The organism is Geobacillus genomosp. 3 (assembly GCF_000445995.2).
Classification (GTDB): Bacteria; Bacillota; Bacilli; order Bacillales; family Anoxybacillaceae; genus Geobacillus.
In genome coordinates, this window is record NC_022080.4 from 1,728,439 (window position 1) to 1,747,282 (window position 18,844).

The 18,844-nt window shown below is 55.1% G+C and carries 16 protein-coding genes, 1 tRNA gene and 1 riboswitch; of the genes, 3 read left to right on the forward strand and 14 right to left on the reverse strand.

The features are described 5' to 3' along the window. Positions 1-112: 112 nt before the first annotated feature. The 7 genes from M493_RS08635 to M493_RS08670 all read right to left on the reverse strand — a co-directional run bounded on the left by M493_RS08635 (position 113) and on the right by M493_RS08670 (position 4,287). Positions 113-889, reverse strand: coding sequence for an energy-coupling factor ABC transporter ATP-binding protein (locus M493_RS08635; RefSeq protein WP_020959935.1), 777 nt, complete (start codon positions 887-889; stop codon positions 113-115). Between the two features lie 19 nt (positions 890-908). Continuing rightward, positions 909-1,634 carry a cobalt ECF transporter T component CbiQ gene (gene cbiQ / locus M493_RS08640; protein WP_020959936.1) on the reverse strand — a complete coding sequence of 242 codons (726 nt, stop codon included), beginning with the start codon at positions 1,632-1,634 and terminating at the stop codon, positions 909-911. Beyond that, entirely contained in the window at positions 1,618-1,911 is a 294-nt protein-coding gene (locus M493_RS08645) for an energy-coupling factor ABC transporter substrate-binding protein (protein ID WP_020959937.1), read from the reverse strand. The genes cbiQ and M493_RS08645 overlap by 17 nt, the downstream gene beginning before the upstream one ends. A gap of 4 nt (positions 1,912-1,915) precedes the next feature. Beyond that, the gene (locus tag M493_RS08650; RefSeq protein WP_020959938.1) at positions 1,916-2,659 is read right to left on the reverse strand and encodes an energy-coupling factor ABC transporter permease; all 744 of its coding nucleotides are present in this window, start codon (positions 2,657-2,659) and stop codon (positions 1,916-1,918) included. After that, complete coding sequence (locus M493_RS08655) at positions 2,656-3,054, reverse strand: (2Fe-2S) ferredoxin domain-containing protein (protein WP_020959939.1); 399 nt, start codon at positions 3,052-3,054, stop codon at positions 2,656-2,658. The genes M493_RS08650 and M493_RS08655 overlap by 4 nt, the downstream gene beginning before the upstream one ends. A gap of 185 nt (positions 3,055-3,239) precedes the next feature. After that, positions 3,240-3,434: riboswitch (cobalamin riboswitch) on the reverse strand. Positions 3,435-3,493: 59 nt separating this feature from the next. Further along, a complete protein-coding gene (gene rraA / locus M493_RS08660) occupies positions 3,494-3,979 on the reverse strand; it encodes a ribonuclease E activity regulator RraA (RefSeq protein ID WP_020959940.1) in 486 nt (161 codons plus the stop codon). Between the two features lie 236 nt (positions 3,980-4,215). After that, a tRNA-Gln gene (locus tag M493_RS08670) sits at positions 4,216-4,287 on the reverse strand. Between the two features lie 185 nt (positions 4,288-4,472). On the opposite strand from M493_RS08670, the gene M493_RS08675 reads away from it, so the two are divergent. Both M493_RS08675 and M493_RS08680 read left to right on the forward strand, forming a co-directional pair. Then, on the forward strand, positions 4,473-5,354 hold the full coding sequence (locus tag M493_RS08675) for a glycerophosphodiester phosphodiesterase family protein (RefSeq protein ID WP_020959941.1): 882 nt from the start codon (positions 4,473-4,475) through the stop codon (positions 5,352-5,354). 93 nt (positions 5,355-5,447) lie between these two features. Beyond that, positions 5,448-5,891 (forward strand): GNAT family N-acetyltransferase, encoded by a 444-nt coding sequence (locus tag M493_RS08680; protein WP_023817625.1) that lies wholly within the window; start codon positions 5,448-5,450, stop codon positions 5,889-5,891. Positions 5,892-5,928: 37 nt separating this feature from the next. Here the strand turns inward: M493_RS08680 and M493_RS08685 are convergent, their stop codons facing one another. Continuing rightward, on the reverse strand, positions 5,929-8,085 hold the full coding sequence (locus M493_RS08685) for a DNA topoisomerase III (protein WP_020959943.1): 2,157 nt from the start codon (positions 8,083-8,085) through the stop codon (positions 5,929-5,931). Between the two features lie 12 nt (positions 8,086-8,097). Further along, positions 8,098-8,988 (reverse strand): aldo/keto reductase, encoded by an 891-nt coding sequence (locus M493_RS08690; RefSeq protein WP_020959944.1) that lies wholly within the window; start codon positions 8,986-8,988, stop codon positions 8,098-8,100. A gap of 86 nt (positions 8,989-9,074) precedes the next feature. Between M493_RS08690 and pepF the strand changes: the two genes are divergently transcribed. Further along, the gene (gene pepF / locus M493_RS08695) at positions 9,075-10,919 is read left to right on the forward strand and encodes an oligoendopeptidase F (RefSeq protein WP_020959945.1); all 1,845 of its coding nucleotides are present in this window, start codon (positions 9,075-9,077) and stop codon (positions 10,917-10,919) included. 150 nt (positions 10,920-11,069) lie between these two features. Here pepF and M493_RS08700 read toward each other — a convergent pair whose 3' ends face one another. From M493_RS08700 to M493_RS08720, 5 genes are all read right to left on the reverse strand, one after another. Continuing rightward, the gene (locus M493_RS08700; RefSeq protein ID WP_020959946.1) at positions 11,070-12,542 is read right to left on the reverse strand and encodes a nicotinate phosphoribosyltransferase; all 1,473 of its coding nucleotides are present in this window, start codon (positions 12,540-12,542) and stop codon (positions 11,070-11,072) included. 78 nt (positions 12,543-12,620) lie between these two features. Beyond that, complete coding sequence (locus M493_RS08705; RefSeq protein WP_020959947.1) at positions 12,621-13,172, reverse strand: cysteine hydrolase family protein; 552 nt, start codon at positions 13,170-13,172, stop codon at positions 12,621-12,623. A 296-nt stretch (positions 13,173-13,468) separates the two neighbouring features. Continuing rightward, a complete protein-coding gene (yidC, locus tag M493_RS08710) occupies positions 13,469-14,218 on the reverse strand; it encodes a membrane protein insertase YidC (RefSeq protein ID WP_020959948.1) in 750 nt (249 codons plus the stop codon). A gap of 34 nt (positions 14,219-14,252) precedes the next feature. Next, on the reverse strand, positions 14,253-14,525 hold the full coding sequence (locus M493_RS08715) for a hypothetical protein (RefSeq protein ID WP_020959949.1): 273 nt from the start codon (positions 14,523-14,525) through the stop codon (positions 14,253-14,255). Positions 14,526-14,606: 81 nt separating this feature from the next. Further along, positions 14,607-18,764, reverse strand: a complete 4,158-nt coding sequence (locus M493_RS08720) for a bacteriocin-processing peptidase family protein (protein WP_020959950.1) — start codon at positions 18,762-18,764, stop codon at positions 14,607-14,609. Between the last annotated feature and the right edge of the window lie 80 nt (positions 18,765-18,844).

Genomic DNA, 18,844 nt, shown 5'->3' on the forward strand with positions numbered 1-18,844 from the left:
TGTCTAACGCCAACCGACATTCATCTCCCACTTTCCCTTCGCTTAGAAGTGGAAGACTTCTTTCGGAAAAATGTTAAAATCTTCTGCGACGGTGTCAGCAACGCTCTCTCTTCTATTGCACAAGGCGCCGAGGCACCTGTTTTTCCTCCGGTCGCCACGCTTGCCAAAGCCGCACAAACAGCGGAACATCCAAACGAACATCCAAAAGCCGTTGGCGGTCAGCAAACACGTCTTCCGGCGTCCCTTGCATCACGATTCGCCCTTCATGCATGACAGCGACAACATCCGCCCACTGCCAGACAAAATCCATATCATGCGTGGCAATTAACACGGTCGTCCCCGCCCGATGAATCGTCTCGATTTGCTCGAGAAATCGTTTTGTCTGGTGTTGATCCAAGTAGGCAGTCGGCTCGTCAAGCACAAGCAAATCCGGCTTCGTCGCCATGGTGCAGCAAAGCGTCAGCCATTTTTTCTGTCCGAGGCTCAATTGATGGGTTGGACGGTCCAACCAAGAATCGATCTTATATTCTTCTACAATAGAGACAAGCATCTCTTCGATATTTTCCATGTCCATCCCGGCATGAGCGAGGCTGATGGCCAACTCATCGCGCACGAGCGGCGCAAGAATTTGATGTTCCGGGTTTTGGAAGACAATGCCGACTTCACGCCGCCATTGGGCCCAATCAGCGCCGCGTTCATACATGTTCCGGCCTTTCCAATACACGATTCCCTCTTGCGCCCGCAATAGCCCATTCAAATGGAGAAACAGCGTCGTTTTTCCGCATCCGTTCGGTCCAATAAGCGCATATTTTTTCTGCTCCGCAATCTCCCAATCAATTCCATTAAGCACATCGCGCGTCGAATCATAGGCATATCGCACTCGTTCCATTCGCAACAACAAATCCCCCTCATCCTCCCCACCATTCCAAACCGAGCAACACCACCATTACGACGCCGGCTGCGATGTCGGCAAGGTGCATATTCGTTTTCGGCGGTTGAGATGTATACACAATGGAAGCCATTCCCCCGCGGGCAGCAAGCGAACGACTGAACGCCTCATACGACTGCCACGCTTTCATCCACAATTGATACATGAGCATCCCTCCGTGCCGCCAATGCCTTCCCCCATTGCGGGCACGCAACGCCAACATCAGCTCAGCCGCCGCCTGTTCCAACAAAAAGATGAAGCGATACATGAGGACACAAAGTTCAACCAATGCTGTTGGGAGCCCCATCCCCCGCAACACAGCAAACAACTCCGGCACCGGAGTCGTAACCAGGAGAAAAAACAAGCACGACCAAGCGGCAAGTGAACGGATAGCAAGCTCAGCTGCTGGCTGCAACTGGCTGTCAACGATCGACAACCGAAAGGGGAAGGACACCGATACGACCAACGTCAACAAGCTAATCCCTAAAAAGGCGCTGGCAGCCAACATGGCTTTTCCATACAAAGAAAACGGCACCCGTGCACGCCCCATAGTCCAATATGCCATTCCAACAAGAACAAGCCATTGCTCTCGCCAGTCCCCGATCATGGCAAAGAAAAGCATGGCGAACGTCAGCAGCAATTTCCATTCTGCCCGCCATGTGCGAAGCCGGTTGTCATACGCCCAACGGTCAAACTCGCGAATCATGACTGCTCTTCCGCTCCGACCTCCCTTTGTACACCCCGATGACATAGCCGATCACGCCAGCACCAAGCGCGGCTTGCAGTGAGAACAACAATGTTTCGACTTCCCCCCCGGGTGGAGTGAAAATCGATTCAAACCATGGGCGGTAATGGGGATGGAGCAACTGAATTGCTTTTTCCGCTTGATCGTCTGTTCCCCCAAACTCCGATCCGCGTGCCCACCAAAGCGGCACCATAATCAGCAAAACAGCTAACAACAATAACAAACGATTTTTTTTCATCCTTTCACACCTCCTTTTCTTTTTGGAACAACGGAGAAGCTTGGTACGAAGCAAGCCAGTTCCAGACAACCACCGTTACAATGCCTTCAGTTATCGCCAACGGTACTTGGGTGATCGCGAAAATACCAGCAAATTTCAAAAGCGAAACGATGATCCCACCCTCTGGAGCAGGAAATGCCAAAGCGAGCTGCAATGAAGTCGTCACATACGTCGCCAAATCAGACAAGCAGGCCGCCAAAAACAATGCGGCACGATTGGACATTTTCCCTTTTCGGCACAATTGATACACTCCGTACGCAACGAACGGACCGATGATCGCCATCGACATAGCATTTGCACCGAGCGTCGTCAACCCTCCATGAGCGAGAAGCATTGCTTGGAAAAGAAGGACGACCGTCCCGATCACCACCATCACCCATGGTCCAAACAAAACGGAACCAAATCCGATTCCAGTCGGATGTGAACTGCTTCCTGTGACGGACGGAATTTTCAACGCTGATAGCACAAACGTAAACGCACCCGCAAGCGCCATCAGAAGCTTTTGTTCCGGATGTTGCTTTAAGGTGTGAACAAGCCGGCGCAAACCAAGCACGAAAAACGGTAAAAACAATAACCACCAAAATAACGCCCATTTGATGGGCAAAAAGCCTTCCATAATATGCATGGCATACGCTTCCTGTTCGCTGGTCATCCAAAAATACACCGCGAGTAAAGTGGCGACCGCGCTCCATCGAATGATCCTTTTCATTTATCTGCTCCTTTCTGGCCATGTTCCGTTTTTCGTTTTCCGCTTGGCGCCTCTCGTTCACCGGCTGGCGTCAACACCAATCCGCTTTCGTATTCATACGTCGCCCACTCCCGCAACGGAACCCCCTCGCCCAAATGGGCGCGCACGACTTCCTTCGCCCGCTCGGGAGTCATGAGCCGGTACCAGACGCCATCCGGGTAGACGATCATGACACACGCGTCTTGACAGCGGCCGTTGCAGCGCGTTCGTGTCGTATGGACAACGTCATCGAGCCCGAGGCGGGTGATTTCCTCGCGGACCGCAATTGTCACGCCGTCCCCGCCATGACGGAGGCACGTCCCTCCGTTGCAGATGAACACATGGTGTTTCATCCCTGTTAAGTCCCATGTCGCCATCGAATCCCCCCCTTTTGGCTAGAATAATAGAATTCAGATGCAGACAGACGGGCAGGTTTCAGGCAAAAGAAAAAGCACCTCCATCGCAGAGGTGCAGAAAAATGTATACGAAAGCCATAAACGGCCCCAAACAGGCCTGATGCAGCCATCATTCTCCCGCACGTCTGCCTATAGTCCCGTAGGCATCCGTCCGATCGAAACAAGGCAGGTCTCCTGACTTAGGATCATCGCTTGGCGGCGCCTTCCCGAAGCATCCTTCAGTGACTTGTTGCCGCAAAGCTCCCCATCACAGTGGCGGGTACCGTGCCGGATTTTCACCGGTCTTCCCTTTTCACCCAAGCCTTTCCGCAGGCTTAGGCACCTTGTTCGTTCTTCGCCATATGTACACTGTCATGGAACAAGCATCCTTTTTCATCGTAGTACAACTTGATGGCGGCCGTCAACCGTTTTTTGCCGACAAATCTTCACGGGCAACGACAACGCCGTCCGCATCGGCGTACACGTATGCGCCCGGCTCCCAGCGGACGCCGCCAAACTCGAGCACAACATCGCGAGCGCCTTTTCCCTCTTTTTTGCTTTTCACCGGGCACGTGCCGATCGCCATAACGCCAAGCGGCATGCGGCCGATTTCCGCTGAATCGCGGATGCAGCCGTGGATGATGACGCCGGCAAGCCCCCGGTCGCAGGCGATTTGCGCCAACCGGTCGCCTAATAGCGCCACGCGGCGCGAGCCTTTTCCATCGACCACAAGCACCGTCCCCGGCGGCACCGTCTCGAGCGCTTCACGGACAAGAACGTTGTCTTCAAACACGTCGACCGTCGCGATCGGCCCGGAAAACATCCGTTTTCCGCCGTACGATTGAAACGGCAACTCACAGACTTGCAACTCATCTAAAAATTGATCGCATAAATCAGCTGTTTTCATGATCCTCTCCCCTTTCGTTTTTTTCATTCGTCATCATTCGTCAAAATCCTGCCGACTCCACATTTTTTTGTGGCGCTGTTTCTGCTCGGGAATCGGATGCGTGTCGTTGCGGGACCGCTGAACGACAAAAGGATTCGCTCGCCGTCGCTTTCCGGCGAACGAAAAAAACGGCCCCGCACGACATGGCGGAAGCCGTTTTGGCCGTCGGGACGAACGAGCCCCGTCCGGCGATTCAGCTGGGCTAGCTGGATTCGAACCAGCGCATCACGGAGTCAAAGTCCGTTGCCTTACCGCTTGGCTATAGCCCAACGTTTTGTTGTCATTTACAGTATGCGGCATGATGGCGCACTTTATGCATCAAACTGAATATCCTTTTGCCTGGTGTGCGAAACTATCGATACAAACGTCCTTTTCCTACCATATATCATTTCGTTTTTCCCTCGCACTCGTTTTCCCAGTATGATACATTGAATTTGGAAAGGGAGAGATGGACATGCGCCGGATCACGGTTTTTCGCTTCTATCTTTGCGCATTGTTTTTGTTATCGCTGCCGATCGTCTTAGCGGCCTCGGCTGCTTGGCAGCCACCCAGCCAGCCGAAAACCGCCGTCATCGCCCACCGCGGCGCGTCCGGACACGCGCCGGAGCATACGCTCGCGTCCTATCGCCTCTCTGCCCGCATGAATGCCGATTATATCGAAGTCGATGTGCGGTCAACTAAAGACGGGAAGCTCGTTGCCCTGCATGATGCAACACTCGCCCGGACGACAAATGTCGAAACGGTTTACCCGCACCGGTCGCCATGGCGGGTCAGCGATTTTTCATTGCATGAGCTCAAAAAGTTGGATGCCGGATCGTGGTTCGATCCACGCTTTGCCGGCGAACGCGTTCCGACGCTTGATGAGGTGGTTCGGATGCTGAAAGCGGAACGTGTAAACGTTCCGTTGTACATCGAAACGAAACAGCCCGGCATCGAACAAGAGGTCGCCCGCCTATTGCAAAAACACGGCGTTCTCCAGCGCGGAAGCGTCATGTTTCAATCGTTCCATCCAGAAAGTTTGCAGGCGCTCCGTCCGCTTATTCCGCGCGGCATCCCGCTCATTCAATTGATCGGCGAAAAGGAAGCACGAAGCAGCCGGGATGCCCTGTTGCAACAAATTGCCGTCTATGCCGATGGCATCGGCTTGCCGTTTTCAGTCGTCACTGAAAAGTCGGTGCGCGCCGCCCATCGCCGCGGGCTTATTGTTCACGTCTATACCGTCAACGCTCCACACGATCTAGAACACTTATGCGCGATGGGCGTGGACGGCGTGTTTACCGACTACCCTGACCGCCCAGCCCGCATCGCTTCGTGCCGCCGACCGCCCCGTCATTGACCGCCCTTTAGGGGGTATTTACATAATATAATTATGGTTTATACATTTTCGTTTGGCTCCATTCATTCTTCAAAAAAAGGGGAGGACAAGATCATGTGGACGATCGCCGACTACCAAAACGGACCGTTTACCGTAACGACGGACCGCCGCCGCGTTCAGCTTGAGCGCGTGGTTTACTTCCTCGCCCGTTCGTACTGGGCGAACGGGCGCAGCCGCGAAACGATTGTCAAATCGCTCGACCATTCGCTTTGCTTCTCCCTTTTTCACGGTGAAAGGCAGATCGGCATGGCGCGCGTCATCACCGACGGAGCAACATTTGCCTACCTTTGCGACGTCTTTATCGACGAAGCGTACCGCGGGCAAGGGCTCGGAAAATGGCTGCTATCGTGCGTGCTCGCCCATCCCGGCGTCGCCGCCGTCCGCAAGGTGATGCTTGCAACGAAAGACGCGCACGGACTGTACGAACAATTCGGCTTCACCGCGCCGGGCGAGCCGGAGTGGTTGATGGAGCGGATTCAAGAGCCGCGAACGGAGTAAACGGCAAAAAGGCGGTCCGCATCGGCCCGCCTTTTCGTCACCGCTTCGGAAATTGAAACGACAACTTCTTCTCATTCCCGTCCCAGACAAGCGCAGCGTCAAACGTTTTCGCACCTTTCTTGAATCCTTTGATGACATTCGTCTTTCCTTGCGAAAGCAGTTTTTTCACATTGGCCGTCGAAATCGATTTGCCGAGAATGCGTTTGGAAATCGTAAACGGGCATTTTGTTTTCGCGTACTGGTCGCAGCCGTACAACGTTCCTTTATCCACAACCGTCCCGCCGCAAAGCGGACATGTTCCGACCTTTTCACCTGCCGTTTTTTTCGCCTTCCCCCGCTGAATCGAAGCGGTATCGAGTCCGCTGAATTTCCAGTTTGGCGCGGCGGCGATGGCGTCGGCGACCACTTTTTGCGCCAGCTTTTTCGCCTGTTCCATAAAGGCGGCTGATGAGGCGCTCCCTTCGCCGATTTCCTTTAAGCGCTGCTCCCATTTCGCCGTCATTTCCGGCGAGGCGAGAATCGTGCCGCCGAGCGCCTCGATCAACACTTTCGCCTTGTCAGTCGCGTACACGAGGTTCTTTTTCACTTCAATGTACTTCCGCTCTTTCAGCATTGTAATGATGGCCGCCCTTGTCGCTTCCGTGCCGAGCCCTTCCGTTTTGGCCAGCACTTTTTCCAATTCCTCATCGTCCAAAAATTTTCCCGCCGTTTTCATCAAGGTGATGAGTTCACCCTCCGTATACCGTTTCGGCGGCTCGGTTTTCCCTGCTTTCACCTTTACAGCGGCCACCTTCCCCGCCTCGCCCTGCTCGAGCGGAGGCAGCACCGCATCTTTTTCCTCCTCATGCGGACGGATGACGGCGCGCCACCCCTCCTCGACGACCCGCCTTCCTTTCGAAACAAAGCGGGCCCGGCCATCAACGAGCGTTGCGACGGTCGTATAATCGATGACCGCCGCCTGGTGGTGGGCGGCGATCAGGCGGCGGACGACCAAATCGTACACCTTCCGCTCGTCGGCCGACAGCTTTTCTGGATCCGCTACTTGCTCAGTCGGGATAATGGCGTAATGGTCCGTTACCTTCTTCTCGTTAACATAACATTTATTATGTAAAATCGATGGCCGCGGCAACGGAAAATAAGAAGCGTACGCCGGAAACGCGGACAACTTTTGCAAAATCGCCGGGAACGTTTCCGCTTCCCCTTTCGTCACATGCATCGAATCAGAGCGCGGATACGAAACGATCCCTTTTTGGTAGAGCGATTGCAGCACATCAAGCGTCTTTTTCGGTGAAAAGCGGTACAGCTTGTTCGCCGTCGCCTGCAATGTCGATAAGTTGAACAACAGCGGCGGCTGGAACGTTTTCCGTTCCGTGCGGACGTCGGCCACCTCCGCCGGTTTTTCTTGGCAAAAGGCAGCGATCCTTTTCGCCGTCTCCTCGTCCTTGAGACGCGTTTGACCGTTTTCGTCCGTCCATGTTCCCTCATAGCGCTTATCGCCGATGACAAACGAGGCGACGACTTCCCAAAACGGTTCAGGGCGAAACTGCTCAATTTCCCGCTCGCGCCGGACGATCAAGGCCAATGTCGGCGTTTGCACGCGCCCGACGGAAAAGACGTCGTTCATCCCGCGTTCTTTCAGCAAGAGGCTGTACACGCGCGAGGCGTTCATGCCGACAAGCCAGTCGGCGCAGGCGCGGGCGTACGCTTCTTCATAGAGCGGCCGCGTCGTCTGCTCATCGAGCAGGCGGCGAAACCCTTCTTCAATCGCCTTCGGAGTCAACGATGACAGCCAAAGCCGCCTGATCGGCTTGCGGACGCCGCTCATCCGGATGATGTTGCGCACAATGAGCTCCCCTTCGCGCCCGGCGTCGCCGGCATGGATGATTTCCGTCACTTCCGGTTTTCGCAACAGTTCTTTGACCACATGAAACTGTTTCGCTTTTGCCTTCTCGATCTCATACTCGAACCGTTCCGGGATGATCGGCAGCGTGCTGAGCGTCCATCGCTTCCACTCCGACCGATACCGCTCAGGCGGGGCGAGCTGGAACAAATGCCCGATCGCCCATGTCATATACGCCCCGTCGGGAAACAAGTCATTCGGCAAAATTTCGATATAGCCTTGCCGTTTTTTCGTCCGAAAAATCGAGGCGAGCGTCGCCCCTTGGTCCGGTTTTTCCGCAATAATGACTTTCATCGGCTTCTCCCCTTACGGCACATCATGCCCCATAGAGCTTTGCAAAATGGCGAACCATTGCGCGCGGGAAAGCGGGAGAGACAGCGCCCGCACCGCCCGCTCGATGCGTTCCCGTTTCCCCGAGCCGACAATCGGCATCATCCGCGCCGGATGAACGAGAAGCCACGCGTACAGCACTTCGTCGATCGTCCCGGCACCGAGTTCCTCTTGCACTTGCTCAAGCGTCCCGCGCAGACGCACCGCCCGGTCATCGTCAGCGGAAAAAATCGCTCCACCGGCGAGCGGCGACCATACCATCGGCGGAACACGCTTCTCAAGACAAAGGTCAACGGTGCCGTCTTCGAGATTTTCAAGGCGGTACGCCGATACTTCGATTTGGTTTGTCACAAGCGGGAACGGCAAATACGACTGAAACATTTCCCACTGCGAACATTTAAAGTTCGAGACGCCGAAATAGCGCACTTTTCCGTCCTGTTTCAGCTTCAAAAACGCCTCGGCCACTTCTTCCGGGTTCATGAACGGATCCGGGCGATGAATAAGCAAGACGTCGATATAATCGGTGCGGAAATGGGCGAGCGACTGCTCGACGGAGGCGATGATATGGTCTTTGCTTGTATCGTACGATTTCATCCCGTACTTCGATGGCAGCTTAATGCCGCATTTTGTGACAAGTTCGATTTGCCCGCGCAAGCTCGGCTTTAACGCCAACGCTTCGCCGAAGCGCGATTCGCACGTGTAGTTGCCATAAATATCGGCATGGTCAAACGTCGTAATGCCGCGCTCAAGACAAAATTCAATGAGCGACAGCAGCTGCTCGCGCGAGTATCCCCAATCCGCAAGCCGCCAACAGCCGTGAATGAGACGGGAAAACGTCAAATCGTCTGCCAACTGAATTCGTTCCATGATCGTCTTCCTTTCTTTTTTGGCTAAAATCGTCCCGTTTGCGCATACTACCGACAAGAGGAAAAAAACGGAAAGGACGTGATCCTATGAAACGCTGGCTTCTTTCGTTCGCCGCTGTACTCCTTTTGGCCTCCCCCTGGCCGGCGGCAGCCGCCGAAATGGCATACGAATGGAACCTGGCCGACATTTATCCATCCGAAGCCGAGTGGATGCGCGACTACAAGGCAGTGCAAAACGCGCTGCCGAAACTGGCGGCGTTTGAAAGTACACTTGACGATGCCAAAACGATCGCCAAACTGTTCGCCCTAAACGAACAAACGGCCCGCAAGCTTGAAAAACTGTCGCTTTATGCCCATTTAAAACGCGATCTGAACATTGAAGACGAGGCGGCGGCCCGGCTCGGGGCGAAAGTGGAAGCGCTCGCCGCCCAATACGCGGCAAAAACAGCGTACATCGAGCCGGAACTGCTCGCCCTTCCGGAGCGGACGCTCGCCAAGCTGCAAAAAAGCAAGCTGCTCAAGCCGTATCGCTATTATTTCACCGAACTGCGGGAACAAAAGCCGCATACGCTCACGAAACGCGAAGAACGGCTGCTCGCGAAACTATCGCCGGCGCTTAGCGAGGCGGAAAACATTTACGACCACGCCTCGCGCGGCGATTACGAGCCGCCGTCCGTCCGTATGCCGGACGGAAAAACGGTGACACTAACCGACGGCAACTACGCCGCCGCGCTCCAACATCCGGACCGCTGTTACCGGAAAGCGGCGTTTGAAGCGAAAGCGAAAAGCTACGAGGCACTCGAACATACCGCCGCCGCGACGCTGTACGCATCCGTGAAAGCGGACGAACTGTACGCGAACGTGCGCCGCTATCCGTCCGGCCTCGCCGCCGCCCTTGCCGCCGACGATGTCCCAGAAGAAGTGTTCGACAACTTAATCGCCACCACCCGCCGCCACTTGCCGGCACTCCACCGCTATATCGAACTGCGGCGGCGCGCGCTCGGGCTTGACCGCGTCCACAGCTATGACATGTACGTGCCGCTTGGCGGCAAAACGGCGAAATCGATCCCGGTTGAAACAGCCAAAACATGGATATTAGAAGGACTGACACCGCTCGGCGCCGACTACATTAAACACGTGGAGCAAGCGTTTCAAGAGCGATGGCTCGATGTCTACCCGCGCCCGAAAAAATATACCGGCGGCTACAACACGAGCGCGTATGACACCCATCCGTTCATCTTGCTCAATTACAACGGGTCGCTCGATAGCGTGTTGACGATGGCGCATGAGCTCGGGCACGCTATGCACTCTGTATACACAAACCGCGCGCAGCCGTACCATTATGCCGGCCATTCGATTTTTACGGCGGAAGTCGCCTCGACCGCGAACGAATGGCTGATGCTCGATTACTTGTATGCGCAAGCCAAAACAAAAGAGGAAAAGCTCCGCCTGCTCATTGAACAAATCGAGCAAATTCGTGGCACGTTGTACACGCAAGTGATGTACTCCGAATTTGAACGGATGATTCATGACAAAGTGCGCCGGGGCGGCAGCCTGACGGCGGACGAACTGAACCGCCTTTGGCTTGACTTGCTGAAAACGTATTACGGCCCGGCGTACGCCGCCGATCCAGGAGCGGCGCGCGGCTGGCTGCGCATCCCGCATTTTTACGACGCCTTTTACGTGTACAAATACGCAACATCGCTGGCCGCCTCCTACGCCATCGTGAGCGATATCAAGGACGACCAAAGCGGCGAAGCGTTGAAACGGTACAAACAGTTTTTGCGCTCCGGCACATCCGATGACCCGATTCGCCTGCTCAAACGGGCCGGCGTCGATATGACAAGCCCGGAGCCGGTCGAACGCGTTTTGCGCCATTTCGCTGCGCTTGTTGACGAGCTTGATAAACAGTTGGCCAACAAGCAGGCCTAGCCATGCAGAGAAAGGTGTCCCGTTGGATGGGACACCTTTTATTCGCAGCCACCGGCTTCATCTGTTTCCTCTTTGGCGGCACGGCGGCCTTTTCTGCATTGTGCCCGGCCGCTTCGCTTTCTAAGCCTGTCTATGCTCCGGATGCGGCGCTCAGTCGTTCGCGGACATATGCGCGATCGCTTCTTTCACTTTGCGGATGTTTTCCATTTTATTATCCCAGCACGCTTGGCTCAAATCGACGGGATATTGCTCCGGGTTGAGCGTCCGTTTATACTCCTCCCAAAAGAGACGCAAACTTTCCTTTGCATAAGCTTGGATGTCGTGAAGCGGCGGCGACGTGTATACGAGCCGGCCGTTGTCAAACACCGTCACATGCAAATCGCGCGCTTCAAAGTTCGTGACGAATTTGCTGATGAACGTATACACCGGATGGAACATTTTCAGCCGCTCTTCTTGCTGCGGGTTTTCGCTTTCCAACGCGATATAATCCCCTTCCGCTTTATGGTTGATTTTGTTGACGATGCGATACACCCGCTTTAATCCCGGCGTTGTCACTTTTTCCGGGTTGCCGCTGATTTTGATCGTGTCGACCATCTCGCCGTTTTCATTTTCAATCGCCACCATTTTGTACACGGCGCCGAGCGCCGGCTGATCGTACGCGGTAATGAGCTTTGTGCCGATTCCCCAGACATCAATTTTCGCCCCTTGCGATTTCAAATTTAAAATTGTATCTTCGTCCAAATCGTTAGAGGCGAAAATTTTCGCGTTTGGGAATCCCGCTTCATCAAGCATTTTCCGCGCTTCTTTTGACAAATAGGCCAAATCGCCGCTGTCGATGCGGATGCCGATAAAGTTGATTTGGTCGCCAAGTTCTTTGGCGACACGGATGGCGTTAGGCACCCCCGACTTCAACGTATCATACGTATCAACTAAAAATACGCAGTCTTTATGGCGGCGTGCATATTTATGAAACGCTACGTATTCGTCTTGATACGCCTGAATCATCGAATGGGCGTGCGTGCCGGCGACCGGAATGCCAAACAGCTTCCCGGCCCGCACGTTCGATGTCGCCTCAATCCCGCCGATGTAAGCCGCGCGCGCGCCCCAAAGCGCCGCATCCATCTCCTGCGCCCGCCGGCTGCCAAACTCTAGGGCCGGCTCCGTTCCCAAGATATGTTTAATGCGCGACGCTTTCGTGGCGATGAGCGTCTGGAAATTGATAATATTTAAAATGGCTGTTTCGATCAGCTGCGCTTCGGCAAGCGGCGCCTCGATGCGCATGATCGGTTCGTTGGCAAATACGATTTCCCCCTCGCGCATCGAACGGACCGTGCCCGTAAAGCGGAGCGTCCGCAAATAGTCCAAAAAATCGTTGCGGTAGCCAAGCTCTTCACGCAAATAATGGATATCGCTGTCAGAAAAACAAAATTGCTGCAAAAACTGTATGACCCGCTCGAGCCCAGCGAACACCGCATAACCGTTGCCAAACGGCAGCTTGCGGAAAAACACCTCAAACACGGCCTTGCGCTCATGGATGCCGTCTTCCCAGTATGTCTCGACCATATTGATTTGATATAAGTCCGTATGGAGCATCAAACTGTCATCGGCATATTTTTCGTTCATCCTGCTACCTCCAACACACGAATGACTGCGCCGCCGAGTAAAACAATGTTCACCGTCTATTCTATCACGTTTTCCCCATTATTCCACTATTTCTGCGCCTAACGTATGGCGAAAATGGCGAAGCGCCCATTCGTGTCCCGCCGCATCGAAACTGGCGATTGCCCGGCGGTGAACGACGATGCGAAACCCTTTATTGTACGCATCAACGGCCGTATGGAGGACGCAAATATCGGTGCAGCAGCCGGCCAAATGCACCTCCGTGATGCCTCTTTCCCGCAGTTTCAGCTCTAAATCAGTTCCAGCAAATGCACTGTAACGCGTTTTGTCCATCCAATACACATTGTCTTTATGCTTGTTCGCCTGATATACCGCCTCGAGCTCCCCGTACAGCTTTCGTCCCTCTGTCCCTTCAATGTTGTGCGGCGGAAACAACTTTGTCTCCGGATGATAGCAGTCTCCCGCCATATGTTTGTCAATGGCGAAGACGACAAAATCGCCGTTGTCAATAAACTGCTTCGTCACCCGCACCAATTCAGCCTCAATCGCCTGCCCCGGCTTGCCGCATGTGAGCGCGCCGTCATCGGCGATAAAATCGACCGTGTAGTCAATGTTAATGAGTGCTCTCTTCATGAAAATCCCTCCTACGTATTTGTCTAACAAACGGGTTGGGTTGGGCTGTACATGGCCACTGCTATACTTTTACTCTACTCCAGCATGCAAAATCTGGGCAAGCAGAAGATGGCATAAGAAAGCGATTCGATGATGCAAAACTCGCCTTCCATCGCTCAGTGGAAAAGCGCTTCCTTTCTGACGAATGGTCTTTACGAATAGTTGCCATCATCATTGTATAGCCATAGCCTGAAACAAAAAGCATCCCCTGCCTGCTCTCTTGTTTGGAAAGCAGACAGGGGACATTTATCATGGTGTTAGTTGTTTTCCGCCGCTTTCGCCGCCTTCAGCTGGCTGCGCAAAATGAGCGACTGGATGATCGAGAAGCAGCCGCCGACAACCCAGTAAAGCGACAGCGCCGATGGGACGGAGCTGGCGCCGATAAAAATCATGACCGGCATGATGTACGACATCATCGCTAGTTGCGGCAGTTGTTCTTCGGTCATTGACGGCGAGAGACGAAGTGAAATGAACGTCGTCAGCGCCGCCAAAACGGGCAAAATGAAATACGGATCGCGATGGCCGAGCTCGACCCATAAGAACGAATGCGTTTTAATTTCCTGCGTCCGCGAAATCGCGTAATAAAGCGCCATAAAAATCGGCATTTGAATGAGCACCGGCAGGCAGCCGCTCGCCGGGTTGACGCCGTGCTTTTGATACAGCTGCACCATTTCCTGCTGGAGCTTGCGCTGCGTTTCCGGGTCTTTGCTTTTATACTTTTCTTGCAGCTTCAACAGTTCCGGGCGCAGTTTTTGCATAGCGAACGATGCGCGAAACTGCTTCAAAATGAGCGGCAGCAAGCAAAACCGGACGATCAGCGTCAACACAATAATGGCAATGCCGTAGTTGTCGCCGAACCAGTGTCCAAGCGCCAAAAGGAGCTTCGACATCGGATAAACAAAATAATGGTTCCAAATCCCTTGGCTATGTTCGTCAATCGGTTCATTGCGGTTGCAGCCGGAAAGAAGCAGCGCTGCACCAAGCAGAACAAACAACCATTTTTTCATGAAAAGCCCTCCTTCATCATCTAGCAAAAGTGCGTTACGTTGATGAAGACGAAGGCCTTCCATCCTCATCCGTCCGGTTTGCCCGTTCCCGGACCGGAATTTTCCGCCGCTGCGGCAAAAACAAGGGGCGCGATGGAAGCGCCGCTCGTTTGACGCCTCCTGCCGCCTCCCGCTCACGAACTGAGGCTAACGTTGGCTCATAAAACAATGATTTCGTCGCCCGGTGCACGCCCATATATCCTTTCATGATGATCCACAGCGCACCGACAAGCGACATATAGGCAAGCAAATCAATAGGCGCTTCCATGCGTCCACCTCTCTTTCGCCTTTCGATTGTTCCCTTTCCTACGATAGCAAACTTTCAGTCGAAAGAAAAGCAACAATTGGTTCATATCCGCTCTAAGCGTTGAAACGCCGGCTCGTCGGCCGCCAAGACGGCCAGCTCCCCGCTTTCATCGGCCGCCAGCGCCGCCCGAAGCTCTTGCCCCGCCTCGTCAAGACGGCCAAGCAGCGCGAGATAGCGGGCTCGTTCATAGCGAAGTCGAGCATCTTTAGCCGCGTGAACGCATCGTTCAATTGCCGCGAGCGCCTGATCGATGCGGCTCACTGCTTCATAAGCAGCCGCCAGGTGCATGTGAAATTCTTCGTCCTCGGGGTACCAATCAGCGCAGCGCTCCCAAAGCGCCGCTGCTTCTTGATCGCGGTCTGTTTCCATATAATGCTCTCCAAGCAATATGAGCGCCTCACGGGCGAGCGGTTCTTCCGCCACGATCGCCTGCAGCTGCCGCTCAGCTTTTTCGTGTTGCCCTTCTTGAAGCCAAACGACCGCCTGCAACACGCGCAGTTCGACATCGTCCGGGTCATCAGCTACTAGCCGGTCAAGCCACCGCTTGGCTTCTTGGCGCTTCTTCTCATCGTCGGCCTTCAACAAGTGTTCGACGAATTCACGCGCCAATGAAGAATCCCACACGCGGGCGAGCGCTTTGCGCCACGTGTTGATGGCATCATCCTCCAGCTCGATCGCCGCATAAAAGCGAGCGAGCTGCCCGTACACTTCCACATGGCGTCGATTGAGGCGGATCGCGTCTTCGTACAAGTCGGTCACGATGGAAAACAAGGTAACCGTCCCGATCCATCTCTTCGCTTTTGTCCACCACCGCACCGGCTCGTCGTTTTCGTTCTGTTCCTCTTCCAAATACGGAAGGAGGGCGGCGGCCGCGTTTCGATACATAACGCCTTTCGCCTCACGGCTTGTCTTTAGCCGCTCCAACCGATGGCGAAGCTTCCCTAAGCCGCGCATCGTTTTCGGAAACAGAGCGACGTACGCCGAATACAACGATTCATCGTCAGGATGGCGCATCATCAACTGTTCGAGCAGTTTGACCGCCTCTTTTTGGCGCCCTTCCCTCATGAGCACCATCGCCAAATGGCGGAGCACTTCATGATGATCCGGCGCAAGGGCAAGCGCCTTCTCGACCGCCGCCTTTTCTTGATCGCGGCGCCCGAGCGCTCCATACACGTATCCGATGCTGTCATAGTACCACGCATCCCCCGCGTGCGGACGGGCGTCAGCCAACGCCTGAAGCAGCGCCTGGGGGTCGATGATCGCTGCCAGCTGTTCAATATTTGCGCGCAACGGGGCAAGGCGAACCGCCTGAAGCAAATGCGCGCGCTGCCGTTCTTCATTTCCCTCTGCCTCATCGAGCGCAGCCAAACGAAAATGGCAGAGAGCAAGCGACGGGTCGGCCGCCAGGCACGTTTCATAATGGCGTTTCGCCTCTTCGTATCGGCCGAGCGAGGCGCACAGTTCCGCCAGCCGAAAGAGAGAAGACGCATGGCCCATGGCGGCAGCTTCGCGGTACAACCCCATAGCCTTCGACGGCCGTCCTTGCCGCTCATAAAGGACGCCGAGAGCGGAATGGGCTGAAGCGAGTTTTGGGCGAGCCGAGACAAGTTGTGCCAAAAACGCCTGGCCGCGCTTCACAAGGGCGGGTGTTGTTAACTGCTCAATATAAAATTCGTACGCTTCCTCGGCGTCAAACTCAGCGAGGCGCAGCCCCTCCTCCAACCATGACAATGCGGTTTCCCGTTCTGTTTTCTCATCGGCGAACCCGTGAGCGATCAGCCATCTTCCCGCGTTCAGCCAATATTCGCTGTTGGCGGCAAACCGGGTGCGCTGCTCGATCACATACCGGCGCGCCTCATCCATATCCCCGCGTTCTGCAAGGGCGGCCGCCAAACCGAGATGCGCGAACACGTCCTCACCATCATGGCGGATCGCCTCCCGGTAGCACGAAACCGCTTGTTCCGTCTCGCCTTCCTCTAAATAAAGATCGCCAAGGCGGACGTATAGCGGCGCCAATCGTTCCGCGGCGGAAAGCGCTTCTTCAAGCATGGCCTTCGCCTTTTGGCGTTCGCCAAGGTCGGCATATAAGTCGGCAAGCGCCAAGTACGGGTGCGGTTCGCGCGGGTCGAGCGCTTTCGCCGCCTGAAAGCCGCGCTCTGCCTTGCGCCGGCGGCCGAGCTCCCGGTCGCAGCGGGCCCGCTCATACCAAAGATACGCATCACGCCGCTCGCGGCGCACGAGGCGGTCAAACCAGTCGCGCGCTTCCACAAATCGCTTCGCATGAAACAACAGCACACCGTGATTCGTTTCGACAAACACATCCCCTGGGTACAAACGGACTGCCGTGCGCGACCCGAGCAGCCCCTTTTCGATCTGACCGGCATACGCCAGCGCGAGTCCAAAATAGCTCCACACTTCCGGCTGGTCGGGATCAAGCTGGAGCGAAGTCCGGAAATAGCGGGCCGCCTCTTCATAACGGCTGGCAAAAAAGGCGATGCGGCCGCGCAAATAGTGGTACAACGAACTTTGCGCCTTTCCTTTCACCCGCTCGAGCACCTCTTCCGCCCGCTCTATTTCTTGGGCATGCATGTAGGCTTTCGCCGCCATCAGCAGCAAATCGTTATGCCCGGGGTATTCCGTTAGAACACGATTCGTACACTCCAATACAAGCGGCTTCGCCTCATCGCTGCCAAAATGCTTCATCACATACAGCCATGTGTACGGGATGTGCTCATGCTTGCGCAAAAAGGCGACGAATGCATCAAAATGCGCCTGTTCATCCTCATCCATTTTTTCCGCCAACGCGTGCAACCCGCGGAAATAGCGGTCTTCCTCTTCCGGGAGCGCGGCGGCAAGCGCCGCTTTTTCCCGGGGAAGCGCAACAATCGACAAATAATGTGTTCCGGCGTACCACGTTTCGAGCTCCTCTTCTGGGACGACAAACGGGTCAAAGAAGTTCGGATCTTGAACGTAAAACGACTGCATTCGTTCGTCGTAGCCGAACAGCACTTGCACATGGGACGACTGCTCGTAATCGACGCTGAGCAGCACGGGCACGCCTTCGTCAATAAGCCGCTTCCAACGCGGCGGCGAGCCGGTGAAAAAGCGGCAAACAAACCCGAGTTGTTCCAAATAATGAACGGTCGTTGACAACTTTGAGCCGCGCACATCAAAAATATGCTCGGCCACCTCATCTTGCGTCCGCGGAGCGCCGAGCAAGCGAAGCATCATTTCCAAACTCGCCGGCACGCAATAGTTATGCTTTTGCACGACCGGCACAAGCGGCAGCGCGACCGCCCGCTCGTCTCGCCGCCTAAGGGCGCGGGCATACGGCGTTTTTTCCAATGGCGGCTCTTCTCTCACAAGCGATTGAAGCTTCTCCCATTCGCCAAGCCGGTAGTACAACTCGGCGCGCATATGAGCAAAATAGCGGCGGTGCATATGAAACGGGTTCACCCGGTCCAGCTCCTCCATCGCCATAAGCGCCTCCCGGTAAGCGCGCACATCGCGCAGGCGGCGCACGCGCTCAGCGTCAAACGCCAACACTTGCGGAAACCGCCGCTTTCCTTCTTCCAACGCCGCCAGCGCTTCGTCGTGGCGGCCGTCAAGCGCGTACAAATCAGCGAGAAGCAAATAGCACATATCGCCGCGCTCCGGATCGTTCAGTCCGGCGCGGAGAACGTGTTCCGCCTGTTTCCGGTCGCCCGTTTCCATATAAAAATAGCCCCATTTATCGTTCATTGGTACAACTTCATAACGGGCGACCACCTCCATCCATTTGCGCGCCTCGTCGATCCGCTGCATATCGAGCAAAGCGCGCACCAACGCAAACGCCGCTCGGGCGATCGATTCATCGGACTCGTCCTTCTTGTCTTCGAGCGCGGCCGAAAGCCGCGGCATGAGCGCGTCCTCGACATCAAGCGGCCGGCGTTGATCGAGCCACTCGTCACACATCCAAGCGAGCGTCTGCAGCGTGTTGAACTTGCGATGGGCATACCGGGCGACAAGTCCGCTATGGCGGTACATGAGCGCATAATCGAACAAGCGGATGAGCGCCTGAAACGGTTCCACATTGTCCCATGCCCCGAGCAGCGACCGCCAATGAAACGGCCCGGTCGTTTCAAGATATGGCCGCACCTCAGCGAGGGCGTCGATGATTCGTTTTTCTTTCACAAGCGATGCGATCGTTTCTATTTTCATATAACGAAACTCCTTCGTTTCATCTGTCTAAGCTTCTTGCTACCTACTAAAGTTTAGAACAATCTTTCGGAAACAGCCAT